General features: G+C 45.4%; 17 protein-coding genes and 1 pseudogene. 7 read left to right on the top strand and 11 right to left on the bottom strand.

What is annotated here, in order from left to right:
* Positions 1-160: 160 nt before the first annotated feature.
* Together SB658_RS17575 and SB658_RS17570 are read right to left on the bottom strand one after the other, a co-directional pair.
* Entirely contained in the window at positions 161-319 is a 159-nt protein-coding gene (locus SB658_RS17575) for a hypothetical protein (RefSeq protein ID WP_009968424.1), read from the bottom strand.
* A 27-nt stretch (positions 320-346) separates the two neighbouring features.
* A complete protein-coding gene (locus SB658_RS17570) occupies positions 347-1,057 on the bottom strand; it encodes a GntR family transcriptional regulator (RefSeq protein ID WP_044052411.1) in 711 nt (236 codons plus the stop codon).
* Between the two features lie 156 nt (positions 1,058-1,213).
* Here SB658_RS17570 and SB658_RS17565 point away from each other — a divergent pair.
* From SB658_RS17565 to SB658_RS17550, 4 genes and pseudogenes are all read left to right on the top strand, one after another.
* Positions 1,214-1,294: pseudogene (locus SB658_RS17565) on the top strand (PTS sugar transporter subunit IIA); the annotation flags it as partial.
* Between the two features lie 106 nt (positions 1,295-1,400).
* On the top strand, positions 1,401-1,631 hold the full coding sequence (locus SB658_RS17560) for a PTS sugar transporter subunit IIA (protein ID WP_144500429.1): 231 nt from the start codon (positions 1,401-1,403) through the stop codon (positions 1,629-1,631).
* 13 nt (positions 1,632-1,644) lie between these two features.
* Positions 1,645-3,081 (top strand): 6-phospho-beta-glucosidase BglA, encoded by a 1,437-nt coding sequence (bglA, locus tag SB658_RS17555; protein ID WP_144500430.1) that lies wholly within the window; start codon positions 1,645-1,647, stop codon positions 3,079-3,081.
* A gap of 287 nt (positions 3,082-3,368) precedes the next feature.
* A complete protein-coding gene (locus tag SB658_RS17550; protein WP_144500431.1) occupies positions 3,369-4,721 on the top strand; it encodes a polysaccharide pyruvyl transferase family protein in 1,353 nt (450 codons plus the stop codon).
* A 109-nt stretch (positions 4,722-4,830) separates the two neighbouring features.
* On the opposite strand, the gene ahpF is transcribed toward SB658_RS17550, so the two are convergent.
* The 6 genes from ahpF to gntR all read right to left on the bottom strand — a co-directional run bounded on the left by ahpF (position 4,831) and on the right by gntR (position 12,485).
* Positions 4,831-6,360, bottom strand: coding sequence for an alkyl hydroperoxide reductase subunit F (ahpF, locus tag SB658_RS17545; protein ID WP_003243077.1), 1,530 nt, complete (start codon positions 6,358-6,360; stop codon positions 4,831-4,833).
* Positions 6,361-6,373: 13 nt separating this feature from the next.
* Positions 6,374-6,937 (bottom strand): alkyl hydroperoxide reductase subunit C, encoded by a 564-nt coding sequence (gene ahpC, locus SB658_RS17540; protein ID WP_003243686.1) that lies wholly within the window; start codon positions 6,935-6,937, stop codon positions 6,374-6,376.
* A gap of 478 nt (positions 6,938-7,415) precedes the next feature.
* Positions 7,416-8,822 (bottom strand): decarboxylating NADP(+)-dependent phosphogluconate dehydrogenase, encoded by a 1,407-nt coding sequence (gnd, locus tag SB658_RS17535; RefSeq protein ID WP_144500432.1) that lies wholly within the window; start codon positions 8,820-8,822, stop codon positions 7,416-7,418.
* Between the two features lie 22 nt (positions 8,823-8,844).
* Positions 8,845-10,191 carry a gluconate permease GntP gene (gntP, locus tag SB658_RS17530; RefSeq protein WP_003243139.1) on the bottom strand — a complete coding sequence of 449 codons (1,347 nt, stop codon included), beginning with the start codon at positions 10,189-10,191 and terminating at the stop codon, positions 8,845-8,847.
* 28 nt (positions 10,192-10,219) lie between these two features.
* Positions 10,220-11,761: a gluconokinase gene (gntK, locus tag SB658_RS17525; protein WP_410602017.1), complete on the bottom strand. Its 1,542-nt coding sequence runs from the start codon at positions 11,759-11,761 to the stop codon at positions 10,220-10,222.
* The gene (gene gntR, locus SB658_RS17520) at positions 11,754-12,485 is read right to left on the bottom strand and encodes a gluconate operon transcriptional repressor GntR (protein ID WP_003243132.1); all 732 of its coding nucleotides are present in this window, start codon (positions 12,483-12,485) and stop codon (positions 11,754-11,756) included. Before gntR ends, gntK begins: the two co-directional genes overlap by 8 nt.
* 195 nt (positions 12,486-12,680) lie before the next feature.
* On the opposite strand from gntR, the gene SB658_RS17515 reads away from it, so the two are divergent.
* Positions 12,681-13,829, top strand: a complete 1,149-nt coding sequence (locus tag SB658_RS17515; RefSeq protein WP_144500433.1) for a glycerate kinase — start codon at positions 12,681-12,683, stop codon at positions 13,827-13,829.
* Positions 13,830-13,921: 92 nt separating this feature from the next.
* Positions 13,922-14,953, top strand: a complete 1,032-nt coding sequence (locus SB658_RS17510) for a polysaccharide pyruvyl transferase family protein (RefSeq protein ID WP_014481442.1) — start codon at positions 13,922-13,924, stop codon at positions 14,951-14,953.
* Positions 14,954-14,992: 39 nt separating this feature from the next.
* On the opposite strand, the gene SB658_RS17505 is transcribed toward SB658_RS17510, so the two are convergent.
* Positions 14,993-15,685, bottom strand: coding sequence for an LrgB family protein (locus tag SB658_RS17505; protein ID WP_014478506.1), 693 nt, complete (start codon positions 15,683-15,685; stop codon positions 14,993-14,995).
* Complete coding sequence (locus SB658_RS17500) at positions 15,655-16,059, bottom strand: CidA/LrgA family holin-like protein (protein WP_009968420.1); 405 nt, start codon at positions 16,057-16,059, stop codon at positions 15,655-15,657. The genes SB658_RS17505 and SB658_RS17500 overlap by 31 nt, the downstream gene beginning before the upstream one ends.
* 225 nt (positions 16,060-16,284) lie before the next feature.
* On the opposite strand from SB658_RS17500, the gene SB658_RS17495 reads away from it, so the two are divergent.
* Positions 16,285-16,716: a MarR family winged helix-turn-helix transcriptional regulator gene (locus SB658_RS17495; RefSeq protein WP_003243994.1), complete on the top strand. Its 432-nt coding sequence runs from the start codon at positions 16,285-16,287 to the stop codon at positions 16,714-16,716.
* Between the two features lie 56 nt (positions 16,717-16,772).
* Here SB658_RS17495 and SB658_RS17490 read toward each other — a convergent pair whose 3' ends face one another.
* A complete protein-coding gene (locus SB658_RS17490) occupies positions 16,773-17,843 on the bottom strand; it encodes an SDR family oxidoreductase (protein WP_410602015.1) in 1,071 nt (356 codons plus the stop codon).
* Positions 17,844-17,846: the final 3 nt, after the last annotated feature.

The raw sequence follows: 17,846 nt of genomic DNA, 5'->3' as shown, positions 1-17,846 counted from the left end.
GCATGATAAGGTGAATTTAAAAGTATGACATTATTTTTAAACATTGGACCTTTATATGATAGTACCGCATAACTGCTTTTATAGACAATTGAAACGAGTGAATAAAGTGAAACACAAAAAAACCAGATGTTAAATCTGGTTTCCTGTTCAAAGCAAACTATTATTGTTTTTCTTTCACCATCTTTACAAAGAGGAAAAAGATAATGAATACGATAAAGTAGTTCATTGGATTCTTAACGATGCTCATCTCTAGTGAAATCTGTAAGAGTATCCAGAGCGCAAAGATGGCTAGTATGGCAGGAATGATAATTTTGTACATGTCGACCACCTTCCGTAGTGAAGAGCCCTATAATAAAAAACTATTAGCCTGTACCACAAACTGCGACTGCTCATAATTATACGAAATCTTCGAGTAATCAAACGGCTGCCCATTTGTCAGGTGAAAAATACTTTCTATATACAGCTTCGGCAGTCCCGCCTCTAATCCCAAATATTCCGCTTCTTCCTCATTAAGCTGGCCCACGTGCAGAAACAAATCAGAAAAACCAATCTTCAACCCCAGTCCTTCCCGGATGTAATGGAAGATGGAGTGGGAGACGATTTCGTTGTTTAAATACGTCACGATGGATTTGGTGTAATAGGATTCTTCGTAGCAAAGGGTCTGGCCGTTGATGTAGCGGACCCTTTTGACATAGTAGATGTCCTCGTTTATTTCGATATTCAGGTTTTCCGCCGCTTCCGGTGTTGGCTTTCTCACGTCCAGTTCGATGACTTTTGAGGTGACGTTGAAATCCTCGAGATCTTTTTTAAATCCCTGATTCGACAGAAGGCTGATATAGCCTTTTCGTTTATGTTTTCTGACGAAAATGCCGCTTCCTCTGACCTGAAAGATCGCGCCTTTTTGCTCTAATAGCTCGAGGGACTTTGTGATGGTGCTTTTGCTGACTTCAAACTGGGCCATGAGGGTTTCTAGGACTGGCAGTTTGTCTCCCTGCTGAAGCTGGTGTTCTTCTATATATGTTTCAATTTCCGCTGCGATTTGCTGGTATTTTAACATACGCATTCCTCATTTATTCGTTTAGTTTCACTTGTCAAAATTATAGCATAAACCGCTTACAATGATAGTTAGTGCGTAAATATTTTGTTTCGGCATTGATAAATTATACCGGTACAATTATAATGAAAGCGTAACCAAAATGGAGGGGTGGGTAAAATGTCGGGGAAAGTGAGAGGTTATACGAGACTAGCAAAAGACATTTTAGAGGCCGTAGGCGGGGAAGAGAATGTGATTGGGGCTTCTCGCTGCGCTACCAGACTTCGATTGGTGCTGAAGCGGTCTACCCCTAAAGCGAAGGATATCGTGAAATCGATGCTACCATCCCGGCGTCATTACGGTTGTCATGGTTACGCCTACAAAGCATGCGATTGGCCTGTGTTCAGCGTCCGGCGTCGAATTGCTTGCGCACATCGGGCTGGATACGGTGACATTAGGCGGCACTCCTTTTTCCTTGAAGGTAAAAGAAGGCGATACCGTCAAAAAAGGCGAAGTGCTTGTTGAGTTTGATAAAGCTTTCATTGAAGAGATTGAGGAAAGTGCATTACATCAAAAAATATTTACAGTCGTAAGCTGAGGAGGAATTAAACATGGGAAACATGCCAAAGGATTTTTTATGGGGCGGTGCTTTAGCTGCCCACCAATTTGAAGGCGGATGGAATCAAGGCGGTAAAGGGCCGAGTGTCGTCGATGTGATGACAGCGGGTGCGCACGGCGTGCCGAGAAAAATCACGGACACGATTGAAGAAAACGAATTTTATCCAAACCATGAAGCCATTGATTTCTATCACAGATACAAGGAAGATATCGCTTTGTTTGCGGAAATGGGATTAAAATGCCTGCGGACGTCCATCGGCTGGAGCCGCATTTTTCCGAAAGGCGATGAGGCTGAACCGAACGAAGCGGGTTTGCAGTTTTATGATGATGTGTTTGATGAATTGCTGAAGCATGGGATCGAGCCGGTCATTACCCTGTCTCACTTTGAAATGCCGCTGCACCTGGCAAGAGAATATGGCGGCTTCAGAAACCGGAAAGTCGTGGACTTCTTCGTCAACTTTGCAGAGGCTTGCTTTACCCGTTACAAAGAGAAAGTGAAGTACTGGATGACATTTAACGAGATCAACAACCAAATGGATGTGAACAATCAGTTGTTCCTATGGACGAATTCAGGTGTTGTGGTTGGCGAAAACGAAAACGCCAAGGAAGTCATGTATCAAACGGCGCACCACGAATTAGTGGCGAGCGCATTAGCAGTGGCAAAAGGAAAAGACATCAATCCAGAGTTCCAGATCGGGGCCATGGTATCACACGTGCCGATTTATCCTTTCTCCTCCAATCCTAAAGATGTGATGCTGGCTGAAGAAGAAATGAGGCAGCGCTATTTCTTCCCTGATGTGCAGGTGCGCGGTTATTATCCAAGCTACGCGTTGAAGGAATTTGAACGCGAAGGCTACAACATCACATTCGAAGACGGCGATGATGAGATTTTAAGAAACGGAACCGTCGATTACTTAGGCTTCAGCTATTACATGTCAACAACTGTGAAAAGCGATGTGAAAAATGATAACACTGGCGATATTGTAAATGGCGGCTTGCCGAATGGTGTCGAAAATCCGTACATCACTTCGAGTGACTGGGGATGGGCGATTGATCCAACCGGGCTGAGATATACGTTAAATCGTTTTTATGACCGGTACCAAATCCCGTTATTCATCGTTGAAAATGGCTTTGGGGCAGTGGATACGCTGGAGGACGGCAAGGTTCATGATCCGGAACGCATTCAATATTTAAAATCGCATATTGAAGCATTGAAAAAAGCGGTCACGTACGACGGTGTTGATTTAATTGGCTACACGCCGTGGGGCATTATTGATATTGTCTCCTTCACAACTGGCGAAATGAAAAAACGCTACGGCATGATCTATGTTGATCGTGACAATGAAGGAAACGGATCCATGAAGCGGTATAAGAAAGACTCCTTTGAGTGGTACAAAAATGTCATTCAAACGAACGGAGAGGAACTATAAGAAGCTGGCCCGAATCGAGCACTTTTACCGGAGTGCCTGGTTCGGGTTTTTGATATGATCCGACCCGATATCCAATAATGGGAATAGATTACTAGCGCTGATTGTATGTTATGATTTCACCTGTAAGATCCTTTTTTGTATAATTTAATATTAGAATGGAAGAAAGGGAGAGAGTTTGTGAGTAAAAAGGGATGAAAGCGGGTGTCCGGCTGAAGTTTTAAGATCATGATAGAGTTCCCTAAGCAAATCTCCTGACAAAAATTTGGCGAGGAAGGGGCAACATCACATTGAAAAACATTTTAATAAGAGCTGGCATATCACCATTTGATACATTTAATGCAGCTGAAATGATTGTTCGCAACTCCATTGGCGGCAACGTAGGAAACCTAGTATATGCCTACAGTGTGTTTCGCACGCTGATGACAGAAGGAACGACGATTACTCCTGATTATTATCGGATTAATCCAGCGGATGCTGAACAAATTAATAAAAATTATGATATGTATATTATTCCGCTGGCAGATGCATTCCGCGAGGATTTCGTGCCTTCTTTACGGAAATATACCCAATTAATTAAGAAACTAACCATTCCGGTTGTTGTGATTGGTGTTGGTTTGCGGGCTCCGTTTGAACCAAAATTAAATGAAGGTTTTCCTTTTGATGAGGATGTAAAAGCGTTTGTAAGTGCTGTGCTGGAGAGATCAAATATGATCGGTGTCCGGGGTGAAATTACAGCGAAATACCTTTCCAGATTAGGCTTCCGTGAAGGCATTGACCATACGGTGATTGGGTGTCCTTCTATGTATGCGTTTGGCAGAGAACTGAAGATAAGAGAAACTAATATCACAACAGAATCTATGGTGACGGTTAACTCATCAAGGCTGTCTCCAAAGCATGTGCTGGACTTTATTACGAGAAGCATGAAAGAGTTCCCGAATCATTACTTTATCCCGCAATGGCGAAAAGAAATGATTCTGACGTATGCGGGTGCGCCTGCGCTAGCGAAGCCTGCTGATAATTATCCGGTCAGCATGGAAGACCCGGCTTATCAGAATGATAGAGTCCGATTCTTTTTAAATGTGCCGACTTGGCTGGATTTCCTGAGAAAAGCCGATTTGAGCTTTGGCGCAAGGCTGCATGGAAATATCGCAGCGACGATTGCCGGTACACCGAGCCTGTTGCTTCCGAAAGATGCCAGAATGCGTGAATTAGCTGAGTACCATCAATTAACGCATGTCATGGCAAATGAGATAACCGATCAGACAAAACTGTCAGAATTAATTGAAACACTTGATTTTCATCAGCCTGAGAAACGGCAAGCGCAAAACTTTGACCACTTCATCAGCTTCTTGAATCAAAATGAATTAGACCATATTTATAAAGAGAAAGCGATTCCTGATACCGTTCCTTTTGACGAAAAACTATCTAAGACGAAGCTTCTTCCGGCTGTGACTACAGTTAGCGGCTGCAGTTCCACAGAAACAGCGAAACGCTGGGAAACGCTAGTGGCATTAGAAAATGCCAAAAAGGAAAAAACCATTAAAGATCTGAAAAAAAAGGTCAAAAAGTATCAGGGCACGTTAAATAGAAAATCAGTGCGTATCGCTTTAAAAACAGCAAATATGCTGAGTGTGAAGTGACCAATCACTAACATTACAACTATATTACAGTTGTATAAAACTTGCAATATTTTTGGAATAAAAAAGAAAGCCGCAATGCTGCCAATCTGGCAATTGCGGCTTTCTTATATCAGTTACGGATTAGGTAATCAAACGCGCCGAGAGCGGCAGTTGCACCTGATCCCATAGAAATAATAATTTGGTTGTACGCACTGTCTGTGCAGTCGCCGGCAGCAAATAAGCCTGGTACGCTTGTTGCGCCGTGTTTGTCGACAATGATTTCGCCCATGCGGTTGCGTTCAACCGTTCCTTCTAACCATTCTGTGTTTGGCACGAGACCGATTTGGACGAATACACCTTGAAGTTCAACGTGTTTTTCTTCGCCTGTTTCGCGGTCTACGTATGTGATGCCGTTAACACTCTGATCACCTGTGATTTCTTTTGTTTGTGCGTTTTTCACGACAGTAACGTTAGGCAGGCTGTAGAGACGTTTTTGCAGGACTTCGTCTGCTTTCAGTTCCGGCGCGAACTCTAGCACAGTAACGTGATTGACAATACCTGCAAGATCAATCGCTGCTTCGATACCAGAGTTTCCGCCGCCAATTACCGCAACGTCTTTGCCTTCAAACAATGGCCCATCACAGTGCGGGCAGTATGCGACACCTTTGTTTTTGAACTCTTGTTCACCGGGTACGTTGACATTGCGCCAGCGTGCACCTGTTGAAAGGATCACTGTTTTACTTTTCAGAACAGCGCCGTTTTCGAGTTCAAGTTCGAACAGATCTTTCTTCTCAAGGCGTTTCGCACGCTGAAGGTTCATGACATCAATATCATATTCCTTCACATGCTCTTCAAGACTTGCCGCAAGCTTCGGTCCTTCCGTCGCTTTGACGCTGATGAAGTTTTCGATGCTCATGGTGTCGAGAACCTGTCCGCCGAAGCGTTCAGCGACAACCCCAGTGCGGATGCCTTTACGTGCAGTATAAATCGCTGCACTAGCACCAGCAGGTCCGCCTCCGACCACAAGAACGTCAAACGGCTCTTTGTCAGCAAACTCAGATGCATCTGTGCCGCTGCCCATTTTCGCAAGAATTTCTTCAAGCGTCATACGGCCGCTTCCGAAGGATTCGCCATTCAGGTAAACGGTCGGCACTGCCATGATGTTTTTGCTTTCAACTTCTGCTTTGTATGCTGCACCGTCAATCATCGTGTGCGTAATGTTCGGGTTCAGCACGCTCATCATGTTTAAAGCTTGTACAACATCAGGACAGTTGTGGCATGTCAGGCTGATATAAGATTCGAAGTGGTACTCACCGCTGATCTTCTTCACCTGATCAATGACTTTTTGGTCCACCTTAGGCGGTCTGCCGCTCACTTGGAGCAGCGCCAACACTAATGATGTGAATTCGTGGCCCAGAGGGATACCGGCGAAAGTCACGCCAGTGTCTTCTCCGACACGATTGACACTGAAGCTTGGCGTTCTGTTTAATTCAGCTTTTTCAACTGAAATTTTCGATGACATGGAAGCCAGCTCATCAACGAGAGCCAGCATGTCCTTAGAAGTGTCATCTTCGCCTGCGCTAACTTTGAGAACAATGTCATTCTCAATTAGCTGCATATATTGATTTAATTGTGCTTTGATGTTTGCATCAAGTACCAATTGAATGCACTCCTTAGATTTTACCTACTAGATCAAGGCTAGGTGTAAGAGTTTCGCCGCCTTCTTCCCATTTAGCCGGGCAAACTTCACCTGGGTTTTGACGAACGTATTGAGCTGCTTTTACTTTGTTTACAAGGTTGCTTGCGTCACGGCCGATACCGCCTGCATTGATTTCAACAGTTTGGATGACGCCATCTGGATCGATGATGAATGTTCCGCGGTCAGCAAGGCCAGTTTCTTCGTCAAGAACATCGAAGTTGCGAGAGATCGTTTGAGATGGGTCACCGATCATTGCGTAAGTGATTTTGCTGATTTTTTCAGAGCTGTCATGCCAGCCTTTGTGTACGAAGTGAGTATCTGTAGAAACAGAGTAGACTTCAACACCTAATTCTTTAAGAGCAGCATATTGTTCTTGAAGATCTTCAAGCTCAGTTGGGCATACGAAAGAGAAATCTGCTGGGTAGAAGCAGAATACGCTCCATTGGCCTTTCAAATCTTCGTTTGTTACATCGATGAATTCACCGTTTTTGAATGCTTTTGCTTCGAATGGAAGTACTTCTTTACCGATTAAAGACATAATGTATATTCCTCCTAAAAATGTATTAGAAAGCATAATCGCTTTCAATAATAATTCTAATTATATATGAATTATTAATTAATATATATTTTTTGTCAAGCCATAACCTACTTTTTTTCATCTTACTAAAGGTGTGACAGGTAGGATTTAGGCATTTCTTTTATAACAAATGAGAGGCTGATTCTCAATTAGACAAGGTTTTCAGGGACTTTTGTAAATCAGAATGACAGGCCGTTTTGGCATTTGAACATTTTATGACACCATGGACAAGGGGCAAAGGACAATGGCCAAAAGCAGAATAGAACGGAACAGCAAGCTGCTGTCACATGATGATCTTGGGGATTGTTTCTAGCTATTATTGTATCACTGTTTATGATATTTAAAACATAACTTATGTCTTCTGTTGTTTGAGATAGAAGAAATCATAGAAGAAAAAAACACGGTTCAGTTGAAAACTGACCGTGTTTTTGATGACAGGTTATTCAGACCAATTCGTATGGAAAACGCCGTCCATATCAGTCCGTTCGTACGTGTGAGCGCCAAAGTAATCGCGCTGCGCCTGCAAGAGGTTCGCATTGGAACGCCCTGTGCGGTAGCCGTCGTAATAAGAGAGCGCGGTAGTTAAGCATGGGAAAGAGATTCCGGTGCTGATACCCTCGCAAACGACTTTTCGCAGGCCTGTTTGATAGGCATGGAGCTTATCTGTGAAATAAGGCGCGATCAGCAGGTTAGCCAGATTTGGCTGCTCACTGAATGCTTCGCTGATCACGTTTAGGAAATCAGCGCGGATGATGCAGCCGCCTCGGAAAATCAAGGCAATGTCTTTGAGCGGCAGATTCCAGCCGTAAAGCTCAGATGACATCTTATATTGGGCAAAGCCTTGTGCATAGGCGCATACTTTCCCCATGTAAAGAGCCTGTCTGACGTATTCAATCCAGGTGTCTTTATCCAAGTGTTTTTCTTCGGATTCCGGGCCTGCTAATACGTCTTGAGCTGCCATCCGTTCTTCTTTTAAGGATGACAAGTAGCGGGCGAACAAGGACTCTGTGATGATCGTGGACGGGATGCCGTTATCAATCGCCTGCATGCTCGTCCATTTCCCAGTGCCTTTTTGTCCGGTTTTATCAAGGATGACATCGATCAGAGGCTGTCCTGTTTTTTCGTCTTTTTTGCGTAAAATCTCAGCTGTAATCTCTATTAAATAGCTTTTCAGCTCACCTTGATTCCATGTTTCAAAAATAGATGCAATTTCATCTAGCGGCAGACGAAGCGTTTCTCTTAGAAACGTATACGCTTCTGCAATCAGCTGCATGTCTGCATATTCAATGCCGTTGTGCACCATCTTTGTAAAGTGCCCTGCCCCTTTTGGTCCGATATAGACACAACAAGGGTCATCTCCGACTTGAGCTGCGATTTTCGTCAGGATAGGAGCGGCTTTCTCATAGACGTCGCGATCTCCGCCCGGCATGATGGAAGGCCCTGTTAATGCGCCGACTTCACCGCCGGAAATGCCGACTCCCAGGTAGCCAATCCCTTTTTCCTTCAGCTCGTCATATCTTCTTTCTGTGTCTTCATAGTGGGAGTTTCCTCCGTCCATGATGACGTCGCCTTCTTCAAGCAAAGGCTTTAATGATTGGATGACGGAATCTACGGGTTTTCCCGCTGTGACCATCAAAAAGATTTTTCTTGGTTTTTCTAACGATTGAACAAAGTCCTCAAGCTCGTAATACGGGCTGAGAGATTGTCCATCCAGCTTTTGGATAAGCTGGTCCGTTAAATCTCTGGTGTAATTATAGACAGCGACGTTTTCACCTTTATTTGCCATGTTTAAGGCGATGTTGCTTCCCATTACGCCTAAGCCTATGACACCAATCGAATTGAACATGTGTTACAGCTCCTTCTTAATTTCATACAACTAAACTTAACAATAAAATGAATCCCAGTCCAGCAACGGAAATAATGGTTTCCAGCAATGTCCATGTGGCGAATGTTTCTTTCATGCTTAATCCGAAGTATTCCTTGAACATCCAGAAGCCGGCGTCATTGACGTGTGAAGCGATGACACTTCCGGCTCCTGTTGCGAGTACGACTAACGCCAGGTTAACATCAGAATGGCCCAATAACGGAATGACCAGACCTGTTGTGCTTAGTGCGGCAACAGTCGCTGAGCCTAGAGAAATGCGCAGGATCGCCGCGATGAGCCATGCCAGAATGATTGGCGATAATGCCGTTCCTTTGAATAAGTCTGCTACGTAATCGCCGACACCGCCGTTGATCAGCACTTGTTTGAAGGCGCCGCCTCCTCCGATGATCAAAAGCATCATGCCGATTTGTGAAATGGCAGTTGAACAAGAATCCATCACGGTTTTGACTGGAATGTTGCGCTTGATGCCCATTGTATAGACTGCGACCAATAACGAAATAATCATAGCAGTCGATGCGTTTCCAATCAATCTGATAAAAGCCAAAACTCCGTTATCTGCAAACCCGATTGTTTCTTGAAGCAGGTCGATAATGGTCGCGACCGACATAATGATAATCGGGAGCATTGCGGTAAAGACACTGATTCCAAAGCCGGGTGTTTCTTCAAGATTAAACGTTTTTTGTGTGCCGAGTGATGCAATATTGCCGTTTTTCGCAAATGATGCAGGAACGATTTTTTTCGCGAACTTTGTAAATAACGGCCCTGCGATGAGCACTGTCGGAACAGCAACAATAAAGCCGTACAGCAGCACTTCTCCAATATTTGCGCCATACTCACCGGCGATCGCCGTAGGTCCCGGGTGCGGCGGCAGGAAACCGTGTGTGACAGATAGTGCCGCGACCATCGGGATTCCGAGAAATAAAATAGAAATCTTCAATTCTCTTGAAATCGCAAAGACAATCGGAATTAATAGAACCAGTCCTACTTCAAAAAATAACGCAATCCCAATAATGAATGAGGCAATGACAACGGCCCATTGAATATTTTTCTCACCGAATTTGTTGACGAGCGTCATCGCAATGCGCTGTGCGCCTCCTGAATCCGCGATCAGCTTGCCCAGCATCGCACCGAGTCCGAAGATGAGCGCGATGTGGCCAAGAGTCCCCCCTATTCCTGCTTCGATGGAGCTGACAACTTTATCGAATGGCATCCCGAGTGCCAGTGCCACGCCGAACGATACGACCAGCAGGGAAATAAATGTGTTTAATTTTAAGCCCATAATCAGAAATAGTAATGCTAAGATCCCAAGTGCAACGATGATTAACGGCATGGTAATGCCCTCCCCTTCATGTCATGTACTATTTGTGTGTGATTAAGCCCCTCTGATAATCTGCAATTTGTGTATATTGATTTTCTAATAATCTTGATAGATTGATGAAAATCGGCATTAATGTTCTGTATTCCTTGGCTGAGTCTTCGATCGGCGTATGTCTGTATGTGCTGCCGATCATGTCAGACACGGCGTCGAAAGAGTCAATTTTTCCTGTTGCATACAGGCCTAAAATGCAGGCGCCGAGACATGAGCTTTCGTAGCTTTCCGGAACGACAACCTCTGATTCGAAGATATCCGACATCATTTGGCGCCAAACCTCCGACCTTGCAAATCCCCCTGTCGCTTGGATGCGGGTTACCGGGCCATCCATGCATTCAGTTAACGCCAAGAACACCGTGTACAGGTTGTAAATGACGCCTTCCAATGCCGCGCGTATCATATGCTCTTTCTTATGCGACATGGTCAGGCCGAAAAATGAGCCGCGTACATCCGGATTCCACAACGGAGCGCGTTCTCCGGCGAGATATGGGTGGAACAGCAGACCGTCAGAACCGGGTCTGACGCGTTGGGCAATTTTCGTCAGCACGTCATATGGATCAATGCCCAGCCGTGTCGCTGTTTCGATTTCGGAGGAGGCAAACTCGTCTCTGATCCAGCGAAGGACGATGCCCCCATTGTTCACAGGTCCCCCAATAACCCAATGCTTGTCCGTCAAGGCATAGCAAAAAATTCTCCCTTTTTCATCGGTTTGCGGCTTGTCAATAATCGTCCGAATGGCACCGCTTGTACCGATGGTGACGGCGATTTCGCCCTTTTTAATGGCGTTGACGCCGAGGTTGGACAGCACGCCGTCGCTGGCGCCGATGACAAAAGGCGTTTCCGGATCGATTCCCATTTGGATCGCTATTTCCGGGCTGCAGTGCTGAAAGATCTGGGTTGTCGGCACGAGTTTGGATAAGTGATCCGGCGTGATGCCTGCGATGCGCAGTGCCTCTTCGTCCCAAGCCAAGCCTTTCAGGTTCATCATGCCTGTCGCTGATGCCAATGAGTAATCGATGACATACTCATTGAACAGCTGTTTAAAAATGTATTCTTTGATGCCGATATATTTTTTTGCCTTGGAAGCGATTTCTTTCCTTTCATTCGTGATCCAGACAATTTTACTTAACGGTGCCATCGGATGAATCGGTGTTCCCGTCCGTTTGTACACCTCATGTCCGTTCAATTCCTCTTTGATCTTATGCGCCCAGCCTTCACTTCTGTTGTCGGCCCATGTGATGCATGGCGTCAGCGGCTTGTCATTTTCGTCGATTGCAATGACGCTGTGCATGGCGCTGCTGAACGAAATGAAAGAGATCCGTTTTTCGGGATGCTGTTTTGTAATTCTCGCTGTTGTATGGATGACTGCCTGAAAAATCTCTTCCGGATTTTGTTCTGCTGTTGAGATGTCCGGTGTATAGAGCGGGTAGCCGATGCTTTCTTTCTGTACCACATCTCCGTTTTCACTGAACAGCACAGCTTTTGTGCTTGTCGTGCCGATATCGATTCCTAACATATAACTAGTCATTGTTGTATTCAGCTCCTTTTGCCAGCATTTGTTGTGAGAGCCATAGGTCTTCTACCTTATCCTGCACATCATCAAAGTTTTGGTGAAGAGACTGAATCATCAGCGCCCTATCCTTTGTTTTGATGGCTTGAATATAAAGCTCGTGGTTATCTAAGATCCTTGTGAAGTCTTCATACTTTTCCTTTAACCGTACCCGCATCGATAAAAGAATAAAGCTTTCCATGACGGGTTTTAGATTGTTCCAGATCATCTGAATGTATGAATGATCAATCGCTCGGATAATGGTTTCATGGAACAGTACATCTTGAAATGAAAATTCGTCAGCGTCCTCATATTTGATTGAGACTTTCATCATTTCAAGAATTTTGCTGAGATCCTTAACTAAAGGCTCAATGTCTATTTTGACAAGCCGTTCAAAGACAAATGTTTCTAATAGTAACCGCACATCATAAATTTCCGCGATTTTCTTCTCAGTTAAACCAATTACGACCGCTCCCATTCGTTCTAAGCGGATGATTTTTTCGGATGCGAGTATTTTTAGCGCTTCGCGAACCGGCGAACGGCTTACTGAAAACTCTGCGGCGATTGTATTTTCTGATAAAATGGTACCGCTTTCAATCAGGCCTGAAACGATCCGCATTCTCAGCTCGTATGCGACACGAACCCCGGTTGACGCTTTTGAGAGCCATTTTGCGGGATACAACAGGTCTTTGGAGTCTAGCATACACTCACCTTCCTCACTCAAGAAGTATACTTGTATACAAGTATGATAACGTGAATATTTCTTTTATGCAAACACTTTCATTTCTAATTTTTAATAAAATTTTTCCCAATCATTATGGTATTTATTTCTAAATGGAATATGGTACATTGGAGATAACTAGCATAAGTGAATCATGTTTTGAAAGAGGCGATTTGGATGAAAATCATCATTGCACCTGATTCTTTTAAGGAAAGCTTATCAGCTCTGGAGGCAGCCGAAGCGATAGAAAGAGGTTTCAAATCGGTCTTTCCGGGTGCTGATTACAGAAAATTGCCGGTGGCGGATGGCGGCGAGGGAACCGTTCAATCTCTGGTCGATGCGACCAACGGAAGGATCATAGAGCAAGTTGTCACAGGGCCGCTGGGGGAACCGGTGAGAGCTTTCTTTGGCATGATGGGAGATGGGAGAACAGCTGTGATTGAAATGGCTGCTGCTTCAGGGCTGCATCTGGTGCCTGTAGATAAGCGAAATCCGCTCATCACTACAACAAGGGGAACGGGAGAATTAATCGGGGCAGCTCTTGATGCAGGAGCGGAGCGTTTGATCATCGGAATCGGCGGAAGCGCCACGAACGACGGGGGAGCCGGGATGATTCAGGCATTGGGCGGAAGGCTTCTTGATAACTCAGGCAGCGAGATTGGCCCGGGGGGCGGCGCGTTATCTCAGCTTGCATCAATAGATGTGAGCGGGCTTGATTCCAGATTGCGGAATGTCAAACTGGAAGTTGCCTGTGACGTGGACAATCCGTTAACAGGACCAAAGGGTGCTACGGCTGTTTTCGGACCGCAAAAAGGCGCGACGGCCGACATGCTGGATGTACTAGAACAGAACGTAAGCCATTTCGCTGATATGGCAGAAAAAGAGCTCGGATCAACCTTCCGAGATACAGAGGGCGCCGGTGCAGCGGGCGGTCTTGGATGGAGCCTGCTGACTTATTTTCAGGCTGACCTGAAAAGAGGCATTGATATTGTCCTTGAAGCGGTTGATTTTGAAAGTATCGTTCAGGATGCAGATCTTGTGATTACCGGCGAGGGACGGATCGACAGCCAAACGGTTCATGGAAAAACGCCGATCGGCGTAGCCAAGGCGGCTAAATCATACGATGTGCCTGTCATCGGTATTGCGGGATCAGTATCACGAGACAGTGATGCCGTCTATCAACACGGGATCGATGCGCTTTTCAGCATCGTCCCCGGAGCCGTGCCGCTAGAAGACGCGTTTGAACATGCCGCGGAATATATGGAAAGAACGGCGCGGGACATTGCAGCGACTATCAAATTGGCGAAAACGATGTTTCTGATATAGCCGATGCACACGCCAATGCATAGCCATCCTTCTTTTTGGGTAGAGACAGTTAACACACAATGAGGAATTCATCCCAGAAGGAGGACGCAGATATGACTGTACAAGAAATCAAAGGCAAAAAACTAGTAAAAGGCATTGCGCCAAATGTGGAGCCGGAAGCTCTGTTAAATGATAAACGAAAAGTATTTTTGTTTGGTTCCCCTAGTTACACAAACATTGGCGACCAAGCGATTGCGTATGCGGAAGAGAAATTTATCAAAAATCATTTTCCGTATTATGAATACATTGAGATTATGGATTATGCGACGGATGAGGGCATTGAACTGGTGAAGGAGATCATTCGTGAAGACGATATTGTCTGCTTTACAGGCGGAGGGAACTTAGGAAACCTTTATCTCGATATTGAGGAAGACAGAAGGAAGGTCTTTTCGGCGTTTAAAGACTACAAATCAATTTCTCTGCCACAATCCGTTTATTTTGAGGATACAGAGGAAGGACAGAAGGAAAAGAAAAAAACACAGGATGCGTACCATCAAAATACAAACTTAACGATTGCTGCGCGTGAGACGCAAACACTGGATGTTGTGAAAGAGACCTTCAACTCCAATGTGATCTTTACACCGGACATGGTGCTTTCCTTGGATATTGTGCCGCGAGAGCTCGAGCGGGACGGCGTTCTCTTTATTTTAAGAGCGGATAAGGAGAAAGTGACTGACGAAGATTTTATTTCACAGATGAAGAAATGGGCAGAAAAAACAACTTACACAGAGCGTACCGATACGGTGCTGGATACGGTAGACACCATCGATTACGCTGATCGTGAAAAGCATTTTATGGAGATGCTGGACCGCATCGGCTCCAGTAAATTGGTGATTACCGACCGCCTTCACGCGATGATTTTCTCGATTATCACCAAAACACCTTGCCTTGTCTTTGGAAACAGCTATGGCAAAGCCAAACATTCATACCGGGATTGGCTTGAAAGCTTAAACTTCATTGAATATACGGATAAGAATGATGTTGAGGAGCTGGAGCGTATGATTGACCGCCTGCTTCAAGCAGAACCGAATGACGTTGATTTATCTAAGGACTTTCAGCCGCTGATTGATTTTTTTGCTTCTTAAACGAAAAAGACTGCCCTCCCCCGGGGCAGTCTTTCTTTGTTAAATATGAAACAGCCAGACGACGAGCGGGCCGAAGAATGAGCCGAGCACCGCACAAAGCGTCATGGAGACGGAACTCATGGAGACGGCCAGTTCTCCATATTCCAATGCTTTGGAGGTGCCCAGTGCATGGGAGGCGCTGCCTAATGCAATGCCTTGTCCTAGGGAACTGCGTATGCGAAGCCATTTTAGGAAAAGCGGCCCGAGGATGACGCCTGAAAAGCCCGCAATCATGACAAATACGACTGTCATAGAAGGGACGCCGCCAAGACCGGCGGCGATCTGAATAGCGACAGGGGTTGTGATCGACTTTGGCAGAATGGATAATAAGAGATCATGATCAATCCCGAATGCTTCTGCGAAGATCAGCCCGCTGATCATTCCCATGCATAATCCGACCAGGACGCCGCCTAGAATGGGAACACAATGTTTGACAATGATATGCCATTGTTTATAAAGCGGATAGGCCAGTGCCACGACAGCCGGCCCAAGCAAAGAATTGATCCATTTCCCCCCGATCATATAGCCTTCATAGGAAACATGGAACATCATCAAAACCGCTACAATCAAAATGGTCGTTGTCAGAACGGGGATCAGAAATGGAAGCGGGAATCGCTTATAGAGTTTGACCATCGCTAAATAAGCGGCAACTGTTAATAGAATTATAATGATCGCGATACATGCTTGCTGCATTTCTCTTTCTCCTCCCGTTTTTTTGCTTTTTTCTCTAATAGCTGGCTGGCGAATCCAGCCGCAATGATCGTGACGATGGTGCTCAGAACGACTGTAATCAGCAGCATCAGGCCATTGAATGAAATGAGAGACGGATAGTTTATCACTCCTGTCATTGCCGGGATGAACAACAATGGGAGGAAGGATAATAAAAACCCTGCTCCGTCTTCAATGATGGAGACGGGAACAATACGGAGGCCCAAGCAGATCAGAAGCAATACCAATCCAACGATGCTTCCTGACACGGGTAAATGAAACAGATGCTGAATGGCTTCCCCGATCATAAAAAATACATATAATATCAACACTTGCAAGATAATTCGTATGACTTTCACATCAAGGCTGCTCTCCAATCAGAACAGCTTCCTCCTTTCTGGTGCTTGCTTCTAGGATGGTTCTGAGGAATCGCTTTACTTTCTTTTTATATGATTGTACTATACAAGTATAATAATTGATTTAGTCATATAACGACTTGTATTTATTCAGTTAATGTACATTTGTATTATACAAGTAAATATGATGTTGTCAATGCCGGAGATTGGAATAGGGAGCGAGAGCGATTGCAAAATCAAAATCCAGTTGAATTAATTGAATATGAGCTGACGACTTTTATCAGGAGAGCTGTTTATCTGGATCAATCAGAGAAAAGAACAGGGAATTTGGAGAGATCTTCGTACTTATTACTGAGACAATTGGATGAGTTTGGGCCTGCTCGTGTTAAGGAATTGGCAGAATCGTTTAAGCTTGATATTTCTACTCTTTCAAGACAAGCAGCTGCATTAGAGGCAAAGGAGCTCATCTATCGTTTCTCAGACCCGTCTGATGGGAGAGTAAGCCTGTTTACCATTACAAAACTCGGCAAACAACTATTAAAAGCCGATCAGCAAAAGCGCCTTGAACGTTATGAACAGATGCTGAAAGAATGGTCAACACAGGAAAAAGAGATGTTCGGCGAGCTGCTGCAGCGTATGAACAAGGCTTTTATCGATTAACAGCTGAAAAACCCATGGTTAACTGGAATAGCATGGGTTTTTCTTATGGTCAGAGATTATCTGCATCGTTTGGCGGCAGCCCAAGCCACTAGTCCGGCAACAACAGCCGCCGATACAAAGGGGCGCTTCGTCGCTTTTGTGTAGTAGCTTCTTGACCTCATCCATCCTTTATTTGTGCCTCTGTCATGCATACCGCAGCCCGCATCATAAAGAGCACTTTCTTCTCGCGGTTTGGACGGTCTTTCGGCATGCTGGCTGTGATACATGATTTTTTCCATCAGTCTGTCGGTCAGACGAGGGAAAAGCGCGCCCAGCATGGCGATGGCTTTGGCCTGTGAGCCGATGTACATGTCGCGCTTAGGGTGTTCGGCGGCAAACAGGATAGCTTCAGCGACCGCTTCCGGCGGATAGATCATGGAGCGGTAATGAGCCGGCTGTTTGTCGAGGTAGCTGTGCGCGTGCTCGTTATAAGGTGTGTCAATTCTGCCCGGGTGGATGAGCGTTACCGAGACGGGCGCCTGTTCCTTTTCGAGCTCCATTCGGATGCTTTCCGTCCAGCCGTGAAGCGCAAATTTGGCAGATGCATATGTGGATTGAATGACCGTTCCCCTGTCTCCGAACAGGCTTCCTACATTAATGAGTGCGCCCGGCACACCTCTGCCAGTGTAGTGTTTGACAGCCGCTCTTGTTCCGTAAACAGGTCCCCAGAAATTTGTGTCGAACATGCGCTTCATGTCTTCGACGGTGACGTCCATGGCGTGTCCGAAAGTCGAGACGGCCGCATTGTTGACCCATGTATCAAAGCGGCCGAATGTGCTGATCGCGGTTTCTGCGATGCGGTTGACGTCCTCTTCTTTTCCGACATCCGCCTTTACCCATATGGCGTCGTGCCCTTTTTCCTTAAGTTCATCAGTGAGCTCCTTCAGCGCCTCTTCATTTCGCGCTGCTGCCACGACCTTTGCGCCTTTTTCAGCTGCCATTCTCGCCGTGACAAGTCCGATACCGCTTGAAGCGCCGGTAATGACGATCACCTGATCCTTAAGCTTTTTCAGTTTGAGCTTTGTTTTTATGGCGGGGTTCTGTTGTTCAAGCTGCTCTGTATTTGTGACTGAATGATCGATTGTCATTGA

Source organism: Bacillus sp. SIMBA_008, assembly GCF_046535495.1.
In the GTDB taxonomy this organism is placed as follows: domain Bacteria; phylum Bacillota; class Bacilli; order Bacillales; family Bacillaceae; genus Bacillus; species Bacillus subtilis.
Note: the sequence above shows the minus strand (reverse complement) of the source record. Positions and strands in the feature narration are given on the sequence as shown.